This is a genomic window from Lacinutrix undariae, from assembly GCF_052934785.1.
This window is the reverse complement of sequence record NZ_CM128809.1, coordinates 464407-480202: the sequence shown is the minus strand read 5'-3', so window position 1 is coordinate 480202 and position 15796 is coordinate 464407. Positions and strand designations below refer to the sequence as shown.

The 15796-nt window shown below is 30.9% G+C and carries 18 protein-coding genes, 1 tRNA gene and 1 other RNA gene; 8 read left to right on the top strand and 12 right to left on the bottom strand.

Annotation, left to right across the window (positions count from 1 at the left end; genetic code table 11):
- The first annotated feature begins 1 nt into the window (after nucleotide 1).
- The 4 genes from ACU4C5_RS02305 to tpiA all read left to right on the top strand — a co-directional run bounded on the left by ACU4C5_RS02305 (nucleotide 2) and on the right by tpiA (nucleotide 3480).
- The gene (locus ACU4C5_RS02305) at nucleotides 2-1099 is read left to right on the top strand and encodes a BT_3928 family protein (RefSeq protein ID WP_446845437.1); all 1098 of its coding nucleotides are present in this window, start codon (nucleotides 2-4) and stop codon (nucleotides 1097-1099) included.
- 4 nt (nucleotides 1100-1103) lie between these two features.
- On the top strand, nucleotides 1104-2180 hold the full coding sequence (locus ACU4C5_RS02300) for an ABC transporter permease (protein WP_446845436.1): 1077 nt from the start codon (nucleotides 1104-1106) through the stop codon (nucleotides 2178-2180).
- Between the two features lie 62 nt (nucleotides 2181-2242).
- The gene (locus ACU4C5_RS02295; RefSeq protein WP_446845435.1) at nucleotides 2243-2734 is read left to right on the top strand and encodes a TlpA family protein disulfide reductase; all 492 of its coding nucleotides are present in this window, start codon (nucleotides 2243-2245) and stop codon (nucleotides 2732-2734) included.
- Complete coding sequence (tpiA, locus tag ACU4C5_RS02290) at nucleotides 2731-3480, top strand: triose-phosphate isomerase (protein WP_446845434.1); 750 nt, start codon at nucleotides 2731-2733, stop codon at nucleotides 3478-3480. Before ACU4C5_RS02295 ends, tpiA begins: the two co-directional genes overlap by 4 nt.
- A gap of 94 nt (nucleotides 3481-3574) precedes the next feature.
- Here tpiA and ACU4C5_RS02285 read toward each other — a convergent pair whose 3' ends face one another.
- Entirely contained in the window at nucleotides 3575-4777 is a 1203-nt protein-coding gene (locus ACU4C5_RS02285) for a porin (RefSeq protein ID WP_446845433.1), read from the bottom strand.
- Nucleotides 4778-4850: 73 nt separating this feature from the next.
- On the opposite strand from ACU4C5_RS02285, the gene prmA reads away from it, so the two are divergent.
- Entirely contained in the window at nucleotides 4851-5684 is an 834-nt protein-coding gene (gene prmA, locus ACU4C5_RS02280) for a 50S ribosomal protein L11 methyltransferase (protein WP_446845432.1), read from the top strand.
- 10 nt (nucleotides 5685-5694) lie between these two features.
- Nucleotides 5695-5970 (top strand): ATP-dependent Clp protease adaptor ClpS, encoded by a 276-nt coding sequence (locus tag ACU4C5_RS02275; RefSeq protein ID WP_446845431.1) that lies wholly within the window; start codon nucleotides 5695-5697, stop codon nucleotides 5968-5970.
- 3 nt (nucleotides 5971-5973) lie between these two features.
- On the opposite strand, the gene ACU4C5_RS02270 is transcribed toward ACU4C5_RS02275, so the two are convergent.
- Together ACU4C5_RS02270 and ACU4C5_RS02265 are read right to left on the bottom strand one after the other, a co-directional pair.
- Entirely contained in the window at nucleotides 5974-6387 is a 414-nt protein-coding gene (locus tag ACU4C5_RS02270) for a DUF6691 family protein (protein ID WP_446845430.1), read from the bottom strand.
- Between the two features lie 10 nt (nucleotides 6388-6397).
- Complete coding sequence (locus tag ACU4C5_RS02265) at nucleotides 6398-6955, bottom strand: YeeE/YedE family protein (RefSeq protein ID WP_446845429.1); 558 nt, start codon at nucleotides 6953-6955, stop codon at nucleotides 6398-6400.
- 155 nt (nucleotides 6956-7110) lie between these two features.
- Between ACU4C5_RS02265 and ACU4C5_RS02260 the strand changes: the two genes are divergently transcribed.
- Nucleotides 7111-7184: transfer RNA gene (locus ACU4C5_RS02260), tRNA-Arg, on the top strand.
- Between the two features lie 279 nt (nucleotides 7185-7463).
- Here the strand turns inward: ACU4C5_RS02260 and ACU4C5_RS02255 are convergent.
- The 8 genes from ACU4C5_RS02255 to ACU4C5_RS02220 all read right to left on the bottom strand — a co-directional run bounded on the left by ACU4C5_RS02255 (nucleotide 7464) and on the right by ACU4C5_RS02220 (nucleotide 12977).
- A complete protein-coding gene (locus ACU4C5_RS02255) occupies nucleotides 7464-8462 on the bottom strand; it encodes a hypothetical protein (protein ID WP_446845428.1) in 999 nt (332 codons plus the stop codon).
- Nucleotides 8463-8713: 251 nt separating this feature from the next.
- The gene (gene arsB / locus ACU4C5_RS02250; RefSeq protein ID WP_446845427.1) at nucleotides 8714-9760 is read right to left on the bottom strand and encodes an ACR3 family arsenite efflux transporter; all 1047 of its coding nucleotides are present in this window, start codon (nucleotides 9758-9760) and stop codon (nucleotides 8714-8716) included.
- 2 nt (nucleotides 9761-9762) lie between these two features.
- The gene (locus ACU4C5_RS02245; RefSeq protein WP_446845426.1) at nucleotides 9763-10386 is read right to left on the bottom strand and encodes an arsenate-mycothiol transferase ArsC; all 624 of its coding nucleotides are present in this window, start codon (nucleotides 10384-10386) and stop codon (nucleotides 9763-9765) included.
- A gap of 16 nt (nucleotides 10387-10402) precedes the next feature.
- The gene (locus ACU4C5_RS02240) at nucleotides 10403-10870 is read right to left on the bottom strand and encodes a DUF6428 family protein (RefSeq protein ID WP_446845425.1); all 468 of its coding nucleotides are present in this window, start codon (nucleotides 10868-10870) and stop codon (nucleotides 10403-10405) included.
- Nucleotides 10871-10917: 47 nt separating this feature from the next.
- The gene (locus tag ACU4C5_RS02235) at nucleotides 10918-11250 is read right to left on the bottom strand and encodes an ArsR/SmtB family transcription factor (RefSeq protein WP_446845424.1); all 333 of its coding nucleotides are present in this window, start codon (nucleotides 11248-11250) and stop codon (nucleotides 10918-10920) included.
- A 94-nt stretch (nucleotides 11251-11344) separates the two neighbouring features.
- Complete coding sequence (locus ACU4C5_RS02230; RefSeq protein WP_446845423.1) at nucleotides 11345-11728, bottom strand: DUF3037 domain-containing protein; 384 nt, start codon at nucleotides 11726-11728, stop codon at nucleotides 11345-11347.
- Nucleotides 11718-12497: a HipA family kinase gene (locus ACU4C5_RS02225; protein ID WP_446845422.1), complete on the bottom strand. Its 780-nt coding sequence runs from the start codon at nucleotides 12495-12497 to the stop codon at nucleotides 11718-11720. The genes ACU4C5_RS02230 and ACU4C5_RS02225 overlap by 11 nt, the downstream gene beginning before the upstream one ends.
- A gap of 105 nt (nucleotides 12498-12602) precedes the next feature.
- The gene (locus ACU4C5_RS02220; protein ID WP_446845421.1) at nucleotides 12603-12977 is read right to left on the bottom strand and encodes a DoxX family protein; all 375 of its coding nucleotides are present in this window, start codon (nucleotides 12975-12977) and stop codon (nucleotides 12603-12605) included.
- Between the two features lie 372 nt (nucleotides 12978-13349).
- Here ACU4C5_RS02220 and ACU4C5_RS02215 point away from each other — a divergent pair, with 372 nt between their 5' ends.
- Nucleotides 13350-15194, top strand: coding sequence for a hypothetical protein (locus ACU4C5_RS02215; protein ID WP_446845420.1), 1845 nt, complete (start codon nucleotides 13350-13352; stop codon nucleotides 15192-15194).
- Nucleotides 15195-15274: 80 nt separating this feature from the next.
- Here the strand turns inward: ACU4C5_RS02215 and ssrA are convergent.
- Nucleotides 15275-15670, bottom strand: a transfer-messenger RNA (tmRNA) gene (ssrA, locus tag ACU4C5_RS02210).
- Between the last annotated feature and the right edge of the window lie 126 nt (nucleotides 15671-15796).

The following is a 15796-nucleotide window of genomic DNA, read 5'->3' as shown; positions in this document are numbered from 1 at the left end:
TATGAAATTTATTGTAAACATTAGTAGACTATTAGTTGGAGCTTTATTTATTTTTTCAGGATTTATAAAGCTGAATGATCCTTTAGGATTTTCATATAAATTACAAGAGTATTTTAGTTATGACGTTTTAAATATTCCTTTTTTAATTCCATACGCATTAGGTATTTCTGTGCTTTTAGTAGTTTTTGAAGTTGTTTTGGGTATTTTCTTATTAATAGGATATAAACCAAAACTTACCGTTTGGAGCTTACTTGGAATGATTGTGTTTTTTACATTCTTAACATTTTATTCAGCATATTTTGATAAAGTTAAAGATTGTGGTTGTTTTGGAGACGCTATTCCATTAACACCTTGGGAGTCGTTTACAAAAGATTTAATTCTCTTAGTACTCGTTTTAGTCTTGTTTATAGGTGTAAAACACATTAAACCTATTTTTAGTAAATTAGGCTTAACTGTTGTATCATTACTAAGTTTTGTTGCCAGTTTATCATTTGGATATTATGTATTAATGCATTTACCAGCAATAGATTTTAGAGCGTATAGTATTGGTGAAAACCTTGAGGCTAATATGACTGTTCCAGAAGATGCAAAGAAACCTGTAACCGAATGGACTTGGTTGTTTAGTGTAAATGGCGAAGAACAAGAAATTGTAACTAACGGATCTTACCCAACTGTTGAAGGTGGAGAATTAGTGAGCTATGAAACTAAAGTGATTGAAAAAGGTTTTGAACCTTCAATTCTTGATTTTTCTATTGAAACTAATGACGAAGATTTAACCACTCATTTCCTAGAAAAAGAAAACCTAATCATGGTAGCGAGTTATAGTTTAGAACATTCTGAAAGAGAAGGAATGAAAAAACTAAAAGCTTTTACAGATAAAGCCATTGCTAAAGGATATACGGTAATTGGGATTTCGGCATCAGGAGATGTTACAAAACAAGATATTAAAAAGACTTACAATTTAGATTTCGATTTTTATTTATGTGACGAAAAAGTAGTGAAAACTGTTGTACGATCTAACCCAGGAGTTTTAGTCCTTAAAAATGGGACTGTTGTACAAAAATCTCACTGGAATGATATTGAAGATATAGAACTATAAACTATTGATTAACTACCTTATAAATAAAGTCTTTTACGCATTACTCACACTATTTGGGGTAGTTACAGTTATCTTCTTTTTATTTAATGTATTGCCCGGAGATCCTGCGCAAATGATGTTAGGTCAAAATGAAGATAGCAATCAATTAGCTATTGTAAAAGCTAAATATGGCTTTGATAAACCTATTACAACACAATATTTATACTATTTAAATGATGTGTTACCATTATCGTTTCATTCAACAAATACTAAAGATTATACCTATTTACAACCACATAAATATACCGCAATGCCTTTGTTTACCATTGGCGAAACGGTAACGGTTTTAAAATACCCTTATTTAAGAGAATCGTTTACCAAACAAGGTAAAAAAGTAACCGATGTTATTGGCGAAACTTTACCAAATACCTTTGTTTTGGCTGTGTCAGCAATACTTATTGCAATTACCATCGGAATTATTTTAGGAATAGTTTCAGCATTATATAAAGACCGTTGGTTAGATAAAGTGATTCAGATATTTAGTACCTTAGGAATGAGTGTGCCATCATTTTTTAGCGCCATTTTATTTGCTTGGTTTTTTGGATTTGTATTGCATAAATACACCAATTTAGAAATGACAGGGAGTTTGTATGAACTCGATGATTTTGGCGAAAATGTACACGTAAAATGGAAAAACTTAATATTACCAGCACTTGTTTTAGGAATTCGTCCGTTGGCTGTTGTAATTCAGTTAATGCGGAATTCATTATTAGAAGTTTTCAACCAAGATTATATAAGAACAGCGCGAGCAAAAGGGCTTAGCGAATTTCAAATTATAAAAAAACACGCTATAAAAAATGCTTTAAATCCTGTAGTTACTGCTATTTCAGGATGGTTTGCTTCTATGTTAGCAGGAGCGGTTTTTGTTGAGTATATTTTTGGATGGAATGGTTTAGGAAAAGAAATAGTTAACGCTTTAAATACTTTAGACTTGCCCGTAATTATGGGAGCAGTTTTAATTATAGCCGTAGTATTTATTGTAATTAATATTTTTGTTGATGTCATTTACACATGGTTAGACCCAAAAGTGAAATTAGAGTAGAATTATTGTAATTTTTCTCAATAAATTCCCACTAAACCTAAAACAGATTAAAACAATTAATTATGAAAAAATACTTAAGCCTTATCGTTGTTGCCTTATTCTTTATGAATTGTAATGCACAAGAAACTCCAAAACAATTTTCTGAAAAAGCATTACAAGATACTTTTGTAAGTTTAAAAGGAGATGATATTACATTTCAATCGATCTTAAATCAACATAAAGGAAAAACTATTGTTGTTGAAATTTGGGCATCTTGGTGTAGTGATTGTATAAAAGGAATGCCAAAAGTGAAAGATTTACAGGCTAAAAATGACGATGTTGTTTATCTATTTTTATCTTTGGATAAAAGTACGGATAGCTGGAAACGTGGTATTAAAAAATATGATGTAAAAGGTGAACACTATTTTATGCAATCTGGTTGGAAAGGTGACTTTGCAACTTTTGTGAATTTAGATTGGATTCCACGTTATATGGTTGTGGAATCAGATGGAACTATAAAACATTTTAAGGCTATTTCAGCCGATGATAAACAATTAATAAACGCATTAAAATGAGAAAAAACATTGTAGCAGGAAATTGGAAAATGAATAACGATTTATCGTTAACAGAAGCCTTAATTACAGATTTAAAAAAGCAAACTAAAACTTCTAATGCAGAAGTAATGGTAGCACCTACGTTTACAAACTTGTGGCAAGCATTTCAAGCGCTTAGAGAAACAGATGTAGAAGTTATAGCACAAAATATGCACTTTGCAGAAAATGGTGCTTATACAGGCGAAATTAGTGCAAGTATGTTAAAAAGTATTGGTGTAAAAACCGTGATCTTAGGACATAGTGAACGTCGTGCTTATTTTAATGAAACTGATGCATCTCTAGCTAAAAAAGTAGATGCAGCATTAGCAAATGATATGCGTGTAATTTTTTGTTTTGGTGAAGAATTAGCCGACAGAAAATCTAGTAATCACGAAGCAGTTGTTGAAAGTCAGATTAAGAACGCTTTATTCCATTTAGAGGCTTCAGTGTATAAAAATATAGTATTAGCTTACGAGCCTGTTTGGGCAATTGGTACAGGTGAAACTGCAAGCCCGGAGCAAGCTCAAGATATGCACGCTTTTATAAGACAAACCTTAGCTAATAAATATGATGCTGCAACTGCAGATAGCATTTCAATTTTATACGGAGGTAGTGTAAAACCAAATAACGCCAAAGAAATTTTCTCTAAACCAGATGTTGATGGAGGCTTAATTGGAGGTGCAGCATTAAAAGCAGAAGACTTTTTTGCTATTGTAAATGCCTTTTAAGAATTTATTATATAAAAAAAGCGAACTGAAAAGTTCGCTTTTTTTTTGCTTTTTTTATGAGATAGTTCTCAATTCCGCTCTAACAGATATTCTGTTAAATTCCAATTTCTACCTGAAAACGAACATACCAATCATTAGCCGTAGTCGCATCAAAATAGGTAAGATCACTTTTAGTAACTTCAGCTTGAAGTTTTAAAGCATGTTCCCAAATATATTTAGTAACACCAACACTATATTGGTTGGTTTTTGGAGTTAACAATTCAATATCACTATGAGGTTCTTGGTATGAATAACGACCAATAAGTTCGTAATTATTTTCAAAAATATAACTTAGTTGTGTATCAAATCCACTACCAGCAAATACGTAGCTATACTCTGTATTATCATCAGGATTTATAGTAATAGGATCTTTTGTAGTACGATTCATATAAGCCGTTTGAAATGCCCAACCGTTATATTTTACAATAGCATCTAATAATAAAGATTTAATGTCACGTTGTTCAAATAAATCATCACCAATAGTTCCGCGTGTTCTTCGTGCTTTATTATTGTAATGGTATACTCCAGAAAGCATTAATTTAGGACTAGGTTCTCGCTTAATATCACCTTCAAATAATGTTCCGTTATTTTTAAAAGATCCAAAAGGAAATAATTCTAAACGTCCTGTAAACGCTAAACCATCATCTGGTTCTTTAGTCCAGTTTCTACCTTCACCTGTACTAATTGCTGTTTTTACATTATATGAAAATTTATCTTTAAGTGCATTTAAATAATACACTTGAAGTCCGAAATCTCTATCAATATTAAATTTCGAATTATTTATAGAACGATCTGTAAGTTGTAAAGCTCCCGAAGAATTGATACGTTGTCTGTTTCCTGGAAGTTTAGTTTGTCCAAATCCAATATTCCAATGTTCATCAGGTCTGTAAAACACGATGGCATCTCTAATAATATTTAGGTTATCGCCATCTTCAATAGCACCAACATCATTAGGGGAAAATGAAAGCTGAATCACATAAATAATACTTGGATCTCCTACATAACCATCAAAACGTAAACGCAAACGTCTAATCATGGCTTCGTAACCAGGATCTTCGTTATCGTTATCAATATAGGTAACACGATTTTGCATTCTAAATCTAATATTCAATTTAAAAATACTGTCTGGAGAGGTAATTCCTAGCCCTTTTCCGTAGCTATAATAGGGGAGAGCCGATAGTTTAATGTCATTGTCAACTTGTGCTTTGGCAGAAAAAGCAACAATGAAAATAAAAATAGTTGTGATAAGTTTATTCATAATGATTGATTTTGCGACAAAAGTAATAGTAACTAGGCTAAGGATTAGTAAATTTGCAAAAAAAAAGAATAAGATGTCGGAAGTTTATATAGGATATGAGTTTAAAGTTGCACCGTTGCAACCAGCAGTAGAAATTTTAATTGCAGAATTAGGATATGCAGGTTTTGAGAGTTTTGTTGAAACCGAACAAGGTGTTACCGCGTATATTCAAAAAGAAGAATGGAATGCAGATATTTTAGATGACATTCAAATTTTAGGTTCAGATGAATTTGTAATTACATTTACTTTTGAAGAAATTGAGCAAACGAACTGGAATTCGGAATGGGAGAAAAACTTCAGTCCAATTGTTGTAGATAATGTATGTGCTGTTCGTGCGCCATTTCATGATAAATTTGACACCGAATATGATATTATTATCGAACCAAAAATGAGTTTTGGTACAGGTCATCACGAAACTACACACATGATGATTCAGCATGTTTTAAAAAATGATTTTACTAACAAATCGGTTTTAGATATGGGTTGCGGAACAGGAGTTTTAGCTATTCTTGCTGAAATGAAAGGTGCAAAACCATTAGATGCTGTAGATTATGATAACTGGTGTTATTTAAATAGTTTAGAAAATGTAGAGCGTAATAACTGTAAAGAAATTACCGTTATTGAAGGTGATGCAAGTGCGCTTGGAGCACGTTCTTATGATATTGTTATCGCAAATATTAACCGTAATATTTTACTAAACGACTTAGGGGCATACACCTCTTGTTTAAATGAGAATGGTTTATTATTTTTAAGTGGATTTTACAAAGAAGATATTCCGGTAATTGAAGCAGAATGTAATAAACATGGATTAAACCACGTTGAAACCTTAGAAAGAAATAACTGGGTAGCTTTAAAATTTAAAAACTAAAAAAATGTTGATGAGTGTGAAAGAAGAAGTTTGTGAAGACACACAGCAAGACGAAGTGGTTTCAAACCAAAACGAAATTGTGTTGTTTAATGACGATGTTAATACGTTTGATGATGTCATTGACGCACTTGTTTATGCTTGTGATCATACACCAGAGCAAGCCGAACAATGCTGTATTATTGTACACTATAAAGGAAAATGCACCGTAAAAACCGGTGCATATAAAGATTTAGAACCTCGCTGTGCAAAATTGTTGCAAGCAGGATTAAGCGCAGAAATTATTTAATATTTAGTGTGGTAACTTATCTTTAAGCACACCATATACATAAGTTCCTAATAGGGCAGCTGCAATAACTATAATTATAGAAAATGCACCTGTCCCTATTAAAATATACATAGGTCCTGGGCAAGCTCCAGATAATGCCCAACCTAAACCAAAAATAATACCACCAACAAGATATCTTGTTAATCCACTATCTTTTTTAGGCACTTCCATAAGTTTTCCGTTAATACTTTTAAGTTGTAATTTCTTGGTAAGTAATAATAGGATAATTCCTGTAGTAACGGCGCTTCCAATAATACCATACATGTGAAAAGATTCAAACTTGAACATTTCATAAATGCGATACCATGATACAGCTTCAGATTTTACTAAAACAATTCCGAAAAGGATTCCGACGCATAAAAATTTTATATATTTCATTTGTAGCTGTTTAAAAAATTAATGGGAATAATAAGTGGATCATAATTAAACCACCAATAAAAAAGCCAATTACGGCAATAAGAGATGGTAATTGTAGGCTACTTAAACCTGTAATGGCATGCCCGGAAGTGCAACCTCCAGCATAACGTGTACCAAAACCAACTAGAAATCCACCAATAATTAATATTGAAAATCCTTTAGCGCTTAACACGGCGTCCCAACTGTATAATTCGGCAGGGATTAATGATTTTCCTACATTTTGAAAACCAAACTCATTAAGTTGAGAAACCGTTTCGGGATTGATATCCATGTTTGTAGGGTTAGATAGTAAAAATTGAGCAATAAACCCACCAATTATAGCACCAACTACAACCATTAAATTCCAACGTTGTGCTTTCCAATCAAAATTAAAAAAAGGAACTTTTTTTCCGGCTCCACCAATAGCACAAAGTGTTCTAAGGTTTGAAGACATTCCAAATGTTTTTCCAAAGTAAATTAAAACAAACATTATAATTGCAATAAGTGGCCCACTAACGTACCAAGGCCAAGGTTGTAATATGTATTCCATTATGGTTATTTTTTGTTACAAATATAAGTTGTTCAGTAGTTTTTTAGTAAAATAAATGTCACTTAATAGCGATCAATAATTTTTTTTTAATTTTTTTCTTGTTTTTATTTGGAATTAAAAGAATAATATCGTTATATTTGCACCCACTTAAAAACGGCCTCGTGGCGCAACTGAATAGCGCACTTGATTACGGCTCAAGAGGTTGCTGGTTTGAATCCAGCCGAGGTCACTAACGTTTACAAGGGTTTCAAGAGATTGAGACCCTTTTTTTATTTCCTGTTTGCCCACGAATTGCCCGATTTTTTAGAGTTAAAGTGTTCTTTTGAAGGTGTATAATACTTTGTATCTGTTTTAATTTTTTAAAGCTATTTAGTTTTTATATGATATTATTTTAGTTATTTACTGATTACTGAGATGAGTATAAAGATTTGTCTGTTCATAAAAACAAAAAACCACTCGTTAAAAGAGGTTTTTTGTTTTAAAATTATAAGTTGTTACTTAGTTTTGGCTATATCTTAACTTCATAAAGACTTTTTATTTTTAAGTCGTTCCCCCAGATAGCATGAATTTTTAAATGAAAAATCCTGTCTTTTCCTTTGTCTTCTTTAAGTAATTTATATATCATATTATAACTTACAGCATAGTCATCATTTAAAGGTGTTATTTTAAATGTGTCCCATTGTATTTCTGCTTTACTTTTAGGGTGTCTGTTTATATAAGATTTTGTTTGTTCTTTTATTTCGGTATAAGTTAGATTAGATTGGCTGTACCATTTATCTACATTAGGTTGGATGAAATTTTCTAATTCATCTATATTTCCAGATTGAATAGTGCTGTAATAAGCTATTGTTTTTTCTTTTAATAGGTCTTCATTAGTTTTTTTAAATACATTAAATGTTAAAAAGACAGCAATAAAGAGTGCTACAGTTATTGCTAGTGCAGTTTTTTTGTTTTTTGAAGATAATATTAACGTGTTGTTTACATCTTCTTTTTTAGAGATGTTTTCTTTTTCCAGGGGATGTTCCTCCGTTGGTTTTTGTTGTTGAGGTTCTGGTAGATTTAAAAGATTACTGTTCACTGATTTTTTATCGATATGAAATTTTCTCAAAAACGAATCATAAAGTTCTAAGTAGCTTAATTCATTTAAAGGTATCAAACTTATATAATTAGGATTGTTTGGGTGGCCTCCATATCCAATAGTAATATAAATTGGGGTGTTTTCTTCTTTTTGAAGTGTTTTAAAGCGTTCTATTTGGTTATAACTAATAACTTCAATCATATCTCTAGCATTAAAACCTGAACGAAATTTAGCTTCAATATAAAATTCTTGATTGGTATTTTTACATCTAAATTTAAAATCAGGTTTAAGGGTGTCTTCTGCGTATCTAGTTGCGTTTTGACTTTGGCTATTGGTACGATGTATTAAATCGTATTCAGAAGGTTTAAATAATTCATTTTCAACAAATTTTTCAAATAATTCTCCTTTTTCAAATGTGTTATAATGCACTCTGTTTCTCTTTTTATTAATTAAGTGTGTTCTACTATTGCAATTTACTCACATTGCATCTATTGTTTAGTATTCGTGAATAAAATTTTTATAATTTTATTTAATATTAACTATTCTCTACTATAATCATTAAGCTTAATTAATTTTTTTAAAAACAAGTAAAAATAAGAGTGTATCACCTAACATAAAAAAAACCGCATTTAAATTTATAAGCATCTTAATGCGGTTTTTTTATAAATTATAAATTGGTTTTAAACAGTAGGTTTATCGTAGTATTTTTTCTTCAACCAAAATGATACACGCACTAATAAAATTAACGCTGGTACTTCTACTAGCGGACCAATAACTCCTGTAAATGCTTGCCCAGAATTAAGTCCGAAAACAGCAATGGCAACCGCAATGGCTAATTCAAAATTATTTCCTGCTGCAGTAAATGCTACAGCTGCGGTTTTATCATATTCGGCACCGGTAGCTTTTGTGAAAAAGAACCCAATAATAAACATAAGTGTAAAATAAATTAATAACGGAATCGCAATAATTACAACATCCATTGGTATTTCAACAATCAATTCTCCTTTAAGAGAAAACATCACTACAATGGTAAATAATAACGCGATTAATGTGATTGGTGAAATTGTAGGAATAAATTTTTTGGTATACCATTCTTCTCCTTTTATAGGGACTAAAATTATGCGACTCAAAATTCCTAAAGCAAAAGGGATTCCTAAGTAGATGGCTACACTTTCGGCAATGGTTCCAATTGAAATATCTACAATTGCACCTTCAAAACCAAAATAGGGAGGAAGTACTGTAATAAATAACCAGGCGTAAAAACTATAAGCAAATACCTGAAAAATACTATTTAAAGCCACTAAACCTGCGCCATACTCGCTGCTACCTTCCGCAAGGTCATTCCATACTAAAACCATAGCAATACATCGTGCCAAACCAATTAAAATTAGTCCTACCATATATTCTGGATAATCTCGTAAAAAGGTAATGGCTAAAAAGAACATTAATACCGGACCAATAATCCAGTTTAATAACAGTGAAATTGAAAGGATTTTGGTGTTTTTAAACACTTTTGGTAATAGTGCGTAATTTACTTTTGCTAATGGCGGATACATCATTAATATCAAACCAATTGCAATAGGTATGTTTGTGCTTCCGCTACTTAACGAGTTTACAAACTCTGGGAATGAAGGTGAAAAATAACCTATTGATACACCTATAGCCATGGCTACAAATATCCAAAGTGTTAAGTTTTTATCTAGAAAGCTTAATTTTTTAGTTGCCATTTTTATGCGTTTATTTGTGAGAATACGTAAAATAATTCGGCAGCAATTTGCAGACTTCTTTCATTGTATTTTTCTGCTTGTTGTGAGGTGTTATCAAAAGCTTTTGGATCTTCAAAAGTTATAGGAATACGTATTTCTGCTCCTGTTATAAACGGACAACCGCCATCGGCTTGAGAGCAGGTCATAACTGCTGCAAACTCCGATTTTGGATTAAAATCATTAGTCAGTTTTTTTGAAAAACTAATAATTGGATGTTCATTTTTAGCATATTTAATACTGTAAATAGGGTTTTCACCTTCGAAAATAGCTTTCACTTTAAAACCAGAATTCTGTAAAGTTTCTGCAACCATTGGATAAAGCGCTGTAGCTTCTGTTCCTCCTGAATAGCAATACACATTTTTTATATTGAAATGTGCCGCCATGGTTTGTGCCCAAATTTGGGTTAAATGACTTCTTCTTGAGTTATGTGTGCAAATAAAATTGATACGAATAGCTTTATTATTTGTCACTTTTAGCTGGATAAAATCAATTAGCGGTTGTAAAACAGTTTGTCTTTCTTTAGAAATTGTAGTAGTATCCAAACCTTTAATAACGTTTTCTATTTCAGAAAATATTGTGGTTTTCATAGTATTCAATTAAAAATTAACAACATCCACCTCCTGGAGTACAAGAATTTCCTGCAGGAATATCTGCCATTTTAATTTTTTGCTTTTCTTCCGGAATACCACATTTGTCTGGTGCCAAACAATCGGTTTGTTTGTTGGTTAATAAAAAGTGTTTTCCATCAAAATCTAATCCAAATTTACCAATAGTTTCCGCTTGGTATTCTACTTCAACTTCTAGATCTTCAATTTCTAAAACTTGTTCAGAAAGTTCAATAATAGCAGTTAATTTCTCTGGATGCAATCTGTGATCATAATCATTGGCATTCCATAATTGAAAGTTTACAACATCTTCTTTTCTTACGGTTCCACCACAATCAATAAAGTGTTTGGTAATTTTTCCAACTTCAGTAACATGAAAATGGTTGGGTACTAAATCGCCATTAGGTAATTGAAATGCGATAGTGTCTAATTTCTCTAAAATTAATTTTACTTCAGATAGTTTCATAATATATTTTTTTATTGCGATTATACGATTAATGTATTCAAATTTTTTTAACAACAATCTCCTGTTTTACTAACATCTTGATCTAAAAACTGCGCCATTGTATTTTTCATTGCGGTCCAGTTTTCTTTGTCAATACAGTAGCAAACGCTTGTACCTTCAACATTTCCTTTTATTAATCCCAAAAGTTTTAATTCTTTTAAATGCTGAGAAATTGTGGGTTGCGCTAAACCTATTTCGTTAACCAAATCGCCACACACACAAGCGTTTATTTTAAATAAATGCTGAAGAATAGCTACTCGAGCTGGATGCCCAAATGCTTTTGCTATCATTGCTATTTTGTTTTGTGAGTCGGTAAACATTTCCGTTTTTGCTAATCCCATTGTTTTATTATTTGTTCATTGCAATATTACGATTAATATAAATGTTCGCAAAATAAATTAACTTTTTTATGAATTTTAATAAGAGTACTTGGTGTTATAAAACGAAATCTGTAAAAAGTGTATCCAGTTCTTTTTGAGGGTCGTTAGATAAACCGGGGTGTGTTTTTGAGCTTTGTATAACCGTACTTCTAGAGGCGGCAAGCCATCTAAATCTGTCTGAAAGTTCTAAGGTTTCAATACGAGTACCATTAGGATTTCCTTTACAGATTTTTTTCCAAGCGTTTAAATAATCATTAAGAAGTTGTAATTCTATATCACAAGAAAAGGCTTCTAGTTTCTTTGGATCGATATGAAATTTTACACCTAAGAATTTTTTCCGTTTCGAAAACAAAATTACACCAACGTTAAAAAACTCTTCACGCTCTACTTTTGGTACCACGCGTATTACGGCGTATTCAAATGTTACTTTATCTGGCATCTTTAGCTTCTTTAACAAGTGAATCTATCATGGTAAGTTTTGCGCAAATATACTCGGTATATGCGGCTCTCATTTGGGTAGGAGATAAGGTGTCGGCTTCACTAAGTAGCCAATCTTCGGGAATAGTTGCTATAATTTGGGCAACCACTTGAGGTGTTATTTTAGCTTTAATTTCTACTGAAGCTTCATCCAATGCTGTAGCTTGTTGTAGTAAAGTATGATCTTTTATAAGTGGGAAAGTTCTAGTTAAATGATTTTTCCATTGGTCCCAATTATGATGAAAATAAAAACTAGCACCATTATCAATAATCCATAATTGATGGTTCCAGTTTAATAAATTTGTGTTTTTTGTTGTACGATCAATGTTGCTAATTAAACTGTCTAAAAGTACTGTTTTAGATGCCGTTTGTGCGTCAACTGTTGTGACTAATGGATCGTAAGTTATAGCGGAAGATAAATAGTGTAATCCTAAATTAAGACCAACACTAAATTTAAGTAAATCTTGAATTTCCTCATCGGGTTCGGTTTTACTAAACGAATCGTCAAGGTTTATAAATACAAGTTCAGGAACATGTAAACCGATAGCTCGGGCAAGTTCTCCACCGAGAAATTCGGCAATTAAGGCTTTTTTACCTTGTCCTGCACCTCTAAATTTTAAAACATACATAAAACCATCATCAGCTTTTATAAGTGCTGGTAACGAGCCGCCTTCTCTGAGCGGTTGTATGTATTGAACCATATTTACGGTTCTAATATCTAATGTATTCATTAGGCTAAAGTACTAAAGATTTTTGATTGAAATAAAAATGTAGCGTCCTACTTTTTTATTGTGTTATATTTCTCTTTAGTGCTAATGGATTGTAACTTTTGAGAATTATTTAATGGTCTTTAATTTGAATATTGAAATTGCTGCTAAAACAATAGCGATAATTACTAATACCATTTTTGGTTCTGGACGTGCAAAAAATTCTAATCCTAAAGCCGTAACCATTGTTACTAATAAAAATGCGAAAGCTAATTTACCTATGTTTTTATTTTTTTTAATGATGAAAACTAAAATTAATAGCGCTAAACCAAGTTCAGATATTCCGGTGAAGATTCTAAAGAAATCTGCATCAATATGGATGGCATTTTCAAATTGAATAAATCCTTCTTTACTTTGTGGTACACCTAATAATTTTGGGATGGCAAAAAAGGCCATTAATAGCATTGATAGGACATTTAGTACGTTGTTTTTTATTGCATTCATTGTTTTAAAATTTTTTCAATAAGTCGAATTGTTTTTCGAGTACTTACAGATTTAAATTTTTGCCATACAGATTATTAGTGGTGTTTTAGGTTTTTAATACCCTATGAAAATAAAAAATTTCTAAACCTATTTTATAAGTGTTTGTGAATTATATACTTTTTGAAAGGTGTTTTGTTGCGTATAGAAACATGGGATAAACTTTGTAGTTGGGATATTGTTTACTGAGACTACACTTATAAAAGTAATTATTTTTTTTCTTTTTTCTTAAAAATAAATCATCCAATTGAGGAATGCCGTAAAAATTTATGAAAATTAATTAAGAGCTTTACATGGATTGAAATAAGATAACCAATTACATAAAAGTGAAAATATATGAAACTAGAAAAGATTTTAGATAAACTTGGATCGTTAGAAAAAAACTCATTTATTAAAGTGATTGATAATATTATTTCAAGAAATCCAAAGAACAGTAAGGCTATAGATAAGATTTTAAGTGTTTCTGATAAAGGACTGAAATCTGTAGATAATCAAAATATAGCTAAGGTTTTTGCCTTAACTTCAAATGAGTTTCAAGAACATGTAAAATGTGAGTTTCAAGAAATTGCATCTCAGCTTGATATTTTAATTGATATTATTATAAGAGATGGAAATTGTATTATAAAACAAGATTGGTTTTCGCGTTTATATGAAGGTGAAATAAAACAATTAAAAAGTAAAATTAAAGTATTAAATTCTGATTTTGAAAACGATAAGTCAGATTTAAGTGACTCGAGAAAAAGAGATTATAAAATTTATAAATCTTGTTTGCGTACGGCATATTATAATGATGAAGATAATAATCGTGAAGCAAAAATAACTTCAGATGAGTTATCAATTATTCTTAAACTTTCTCAAGAGTTAGGGCTTTCACAAGAGGAAATAAAGCTTATTAATTATTCAATTTTACCAGTAAAAAAAATAGATATTCAAGAGGTTATAAAAAGTCTTAAAAATATAGGCGTAATTTTTTATTCTAATAAAGAGAATACAATTTATGTTGCAGATGAGATGGTTAGTTTGTTACGTAAAATTAGAAAAAAGGAAGTTGCTACAAAGTATTACCGTAGAACTTTAAAACTATTAAGAGAACCAATTATTAATCAAATTTCAAAAGATCATAATATTGATAGAAAGCTCTCATATTCAGAAAAAATTGAAGGTATAATTAAAGAAGGTGTTTCGTTTACTAGTTTATTGTTAACTGGAGCTTATAAAAGTGGGAGTACATTAACAGAGAAAAAGAAAACGCTAAATGACCTTTGTGAAAAAGGATTAAATATTAGTAATTTAAAAGGAAGTACGCTAGACGATAAAATAAGCAGTTTGATTTCTTATTTTGAACATATTGAATGCGATGAAAAAGTAGGAATTTCACTTGATGGATTTGATAAATTATTATCGGAATTACATATTTCTTTACCAAAATTGAACAATCAAATAAGGCTACAGTTTGAGTTACAAGATGAGTTTGTTTTGAAAGCCGATTTCCTATTAGATTATAATATTAAACCAAGAGATATTTTAGACGTAATAGAAAAGGAAGCGCGTACTAAATTTATTATAGATAACGGGATTAAACAACGAGGTGACGATATTTTAAATATTTTAGAGCACTATAAAGATGTTGATAACTTGTATTTAGAAAATTACGAGAATGTTGCTTATAGGAATTTAAACCTTCTAAAAGAAAATGGAATTGTTATAAAAGAGTCTGAACTTGGGCTAAAGTTTGAAGAACTTACCAGTGTTATTTTTAATGGACTTGGATTTAATGTAGATGAAACTTTTAAAGCTGAATTGAATACCAATAAAGATAAGATGGATATCCTTCTTAACTTAGAAAATAAAGAAATTATAATTGTTGAGTGTAAAACAAGTAAAGAAAGAGGTTATAATAAATTTAGTGCAGTATCGAGACAATTAAAATCATATCAAAATTTAGCACTAAAAAACGATTTACGTATTGTGAAAATATTATTAGTAGCTCCAGAGTTTAGTGACGATTTTGTTACCGATTGTGAAATGGATACCGAAATGAATTTGTCTTTAATTACAGCTTCTACATTATTTAATATTCTTGATGCTTTTAAGTCTTCAAAATATAAAGAATTTCCTCACGTTTTATTTAGAGATATTGTAATTAATGAAGAGCGTATATTAAAAGCGTTAAGTAAGTAATTTTAAAACAACTAGCTATACATAAGTTGTACGATTTTAAACATAAAAAAACCTTAACTTGATATCAGTTAAGGTTTTTTTTGTGGAGTCGGAGAGAATCGAACTCTCGTCCAAACAAGCCATCAAAGAGCTTTCTACATGTGTATTCTTTTCTTAGGTTTTCGATTTTAAGCTGGTTAAAGACAACCCACATAAAACTTATCTTCTTTAGTTTCAAAAGTAAATCGAAGCGCTTTACTTTCTATGTTAATTTTTACGATGCCTCAAATAGAACGCCATTAACCAAGGCTTTCAAGAGACATAAAGCTCGTACACCTAGTGTACCGAGGCTTAATCTTACTGTGATTCAGATTAGGCAGCTAAAGCGTAGTTATTCTCGCCGTTTAAAAAGTTGACCAAGCCTTTTACGTGTTTCAAAGTCATTACACGACATGCTTACCGTTCAATAAATCTCGCTGTCAAAACCAGTCGACCCCATTATTTTAAGTAATCCTATTTTATAAATAGGCTTGCAAAGTTACTAAAAAAAGTTGTGCAACAATGCAATTCCTTGTACTTTCGTACAAATTCTATACCAATATACCTTTTCAGGTAACATAAAT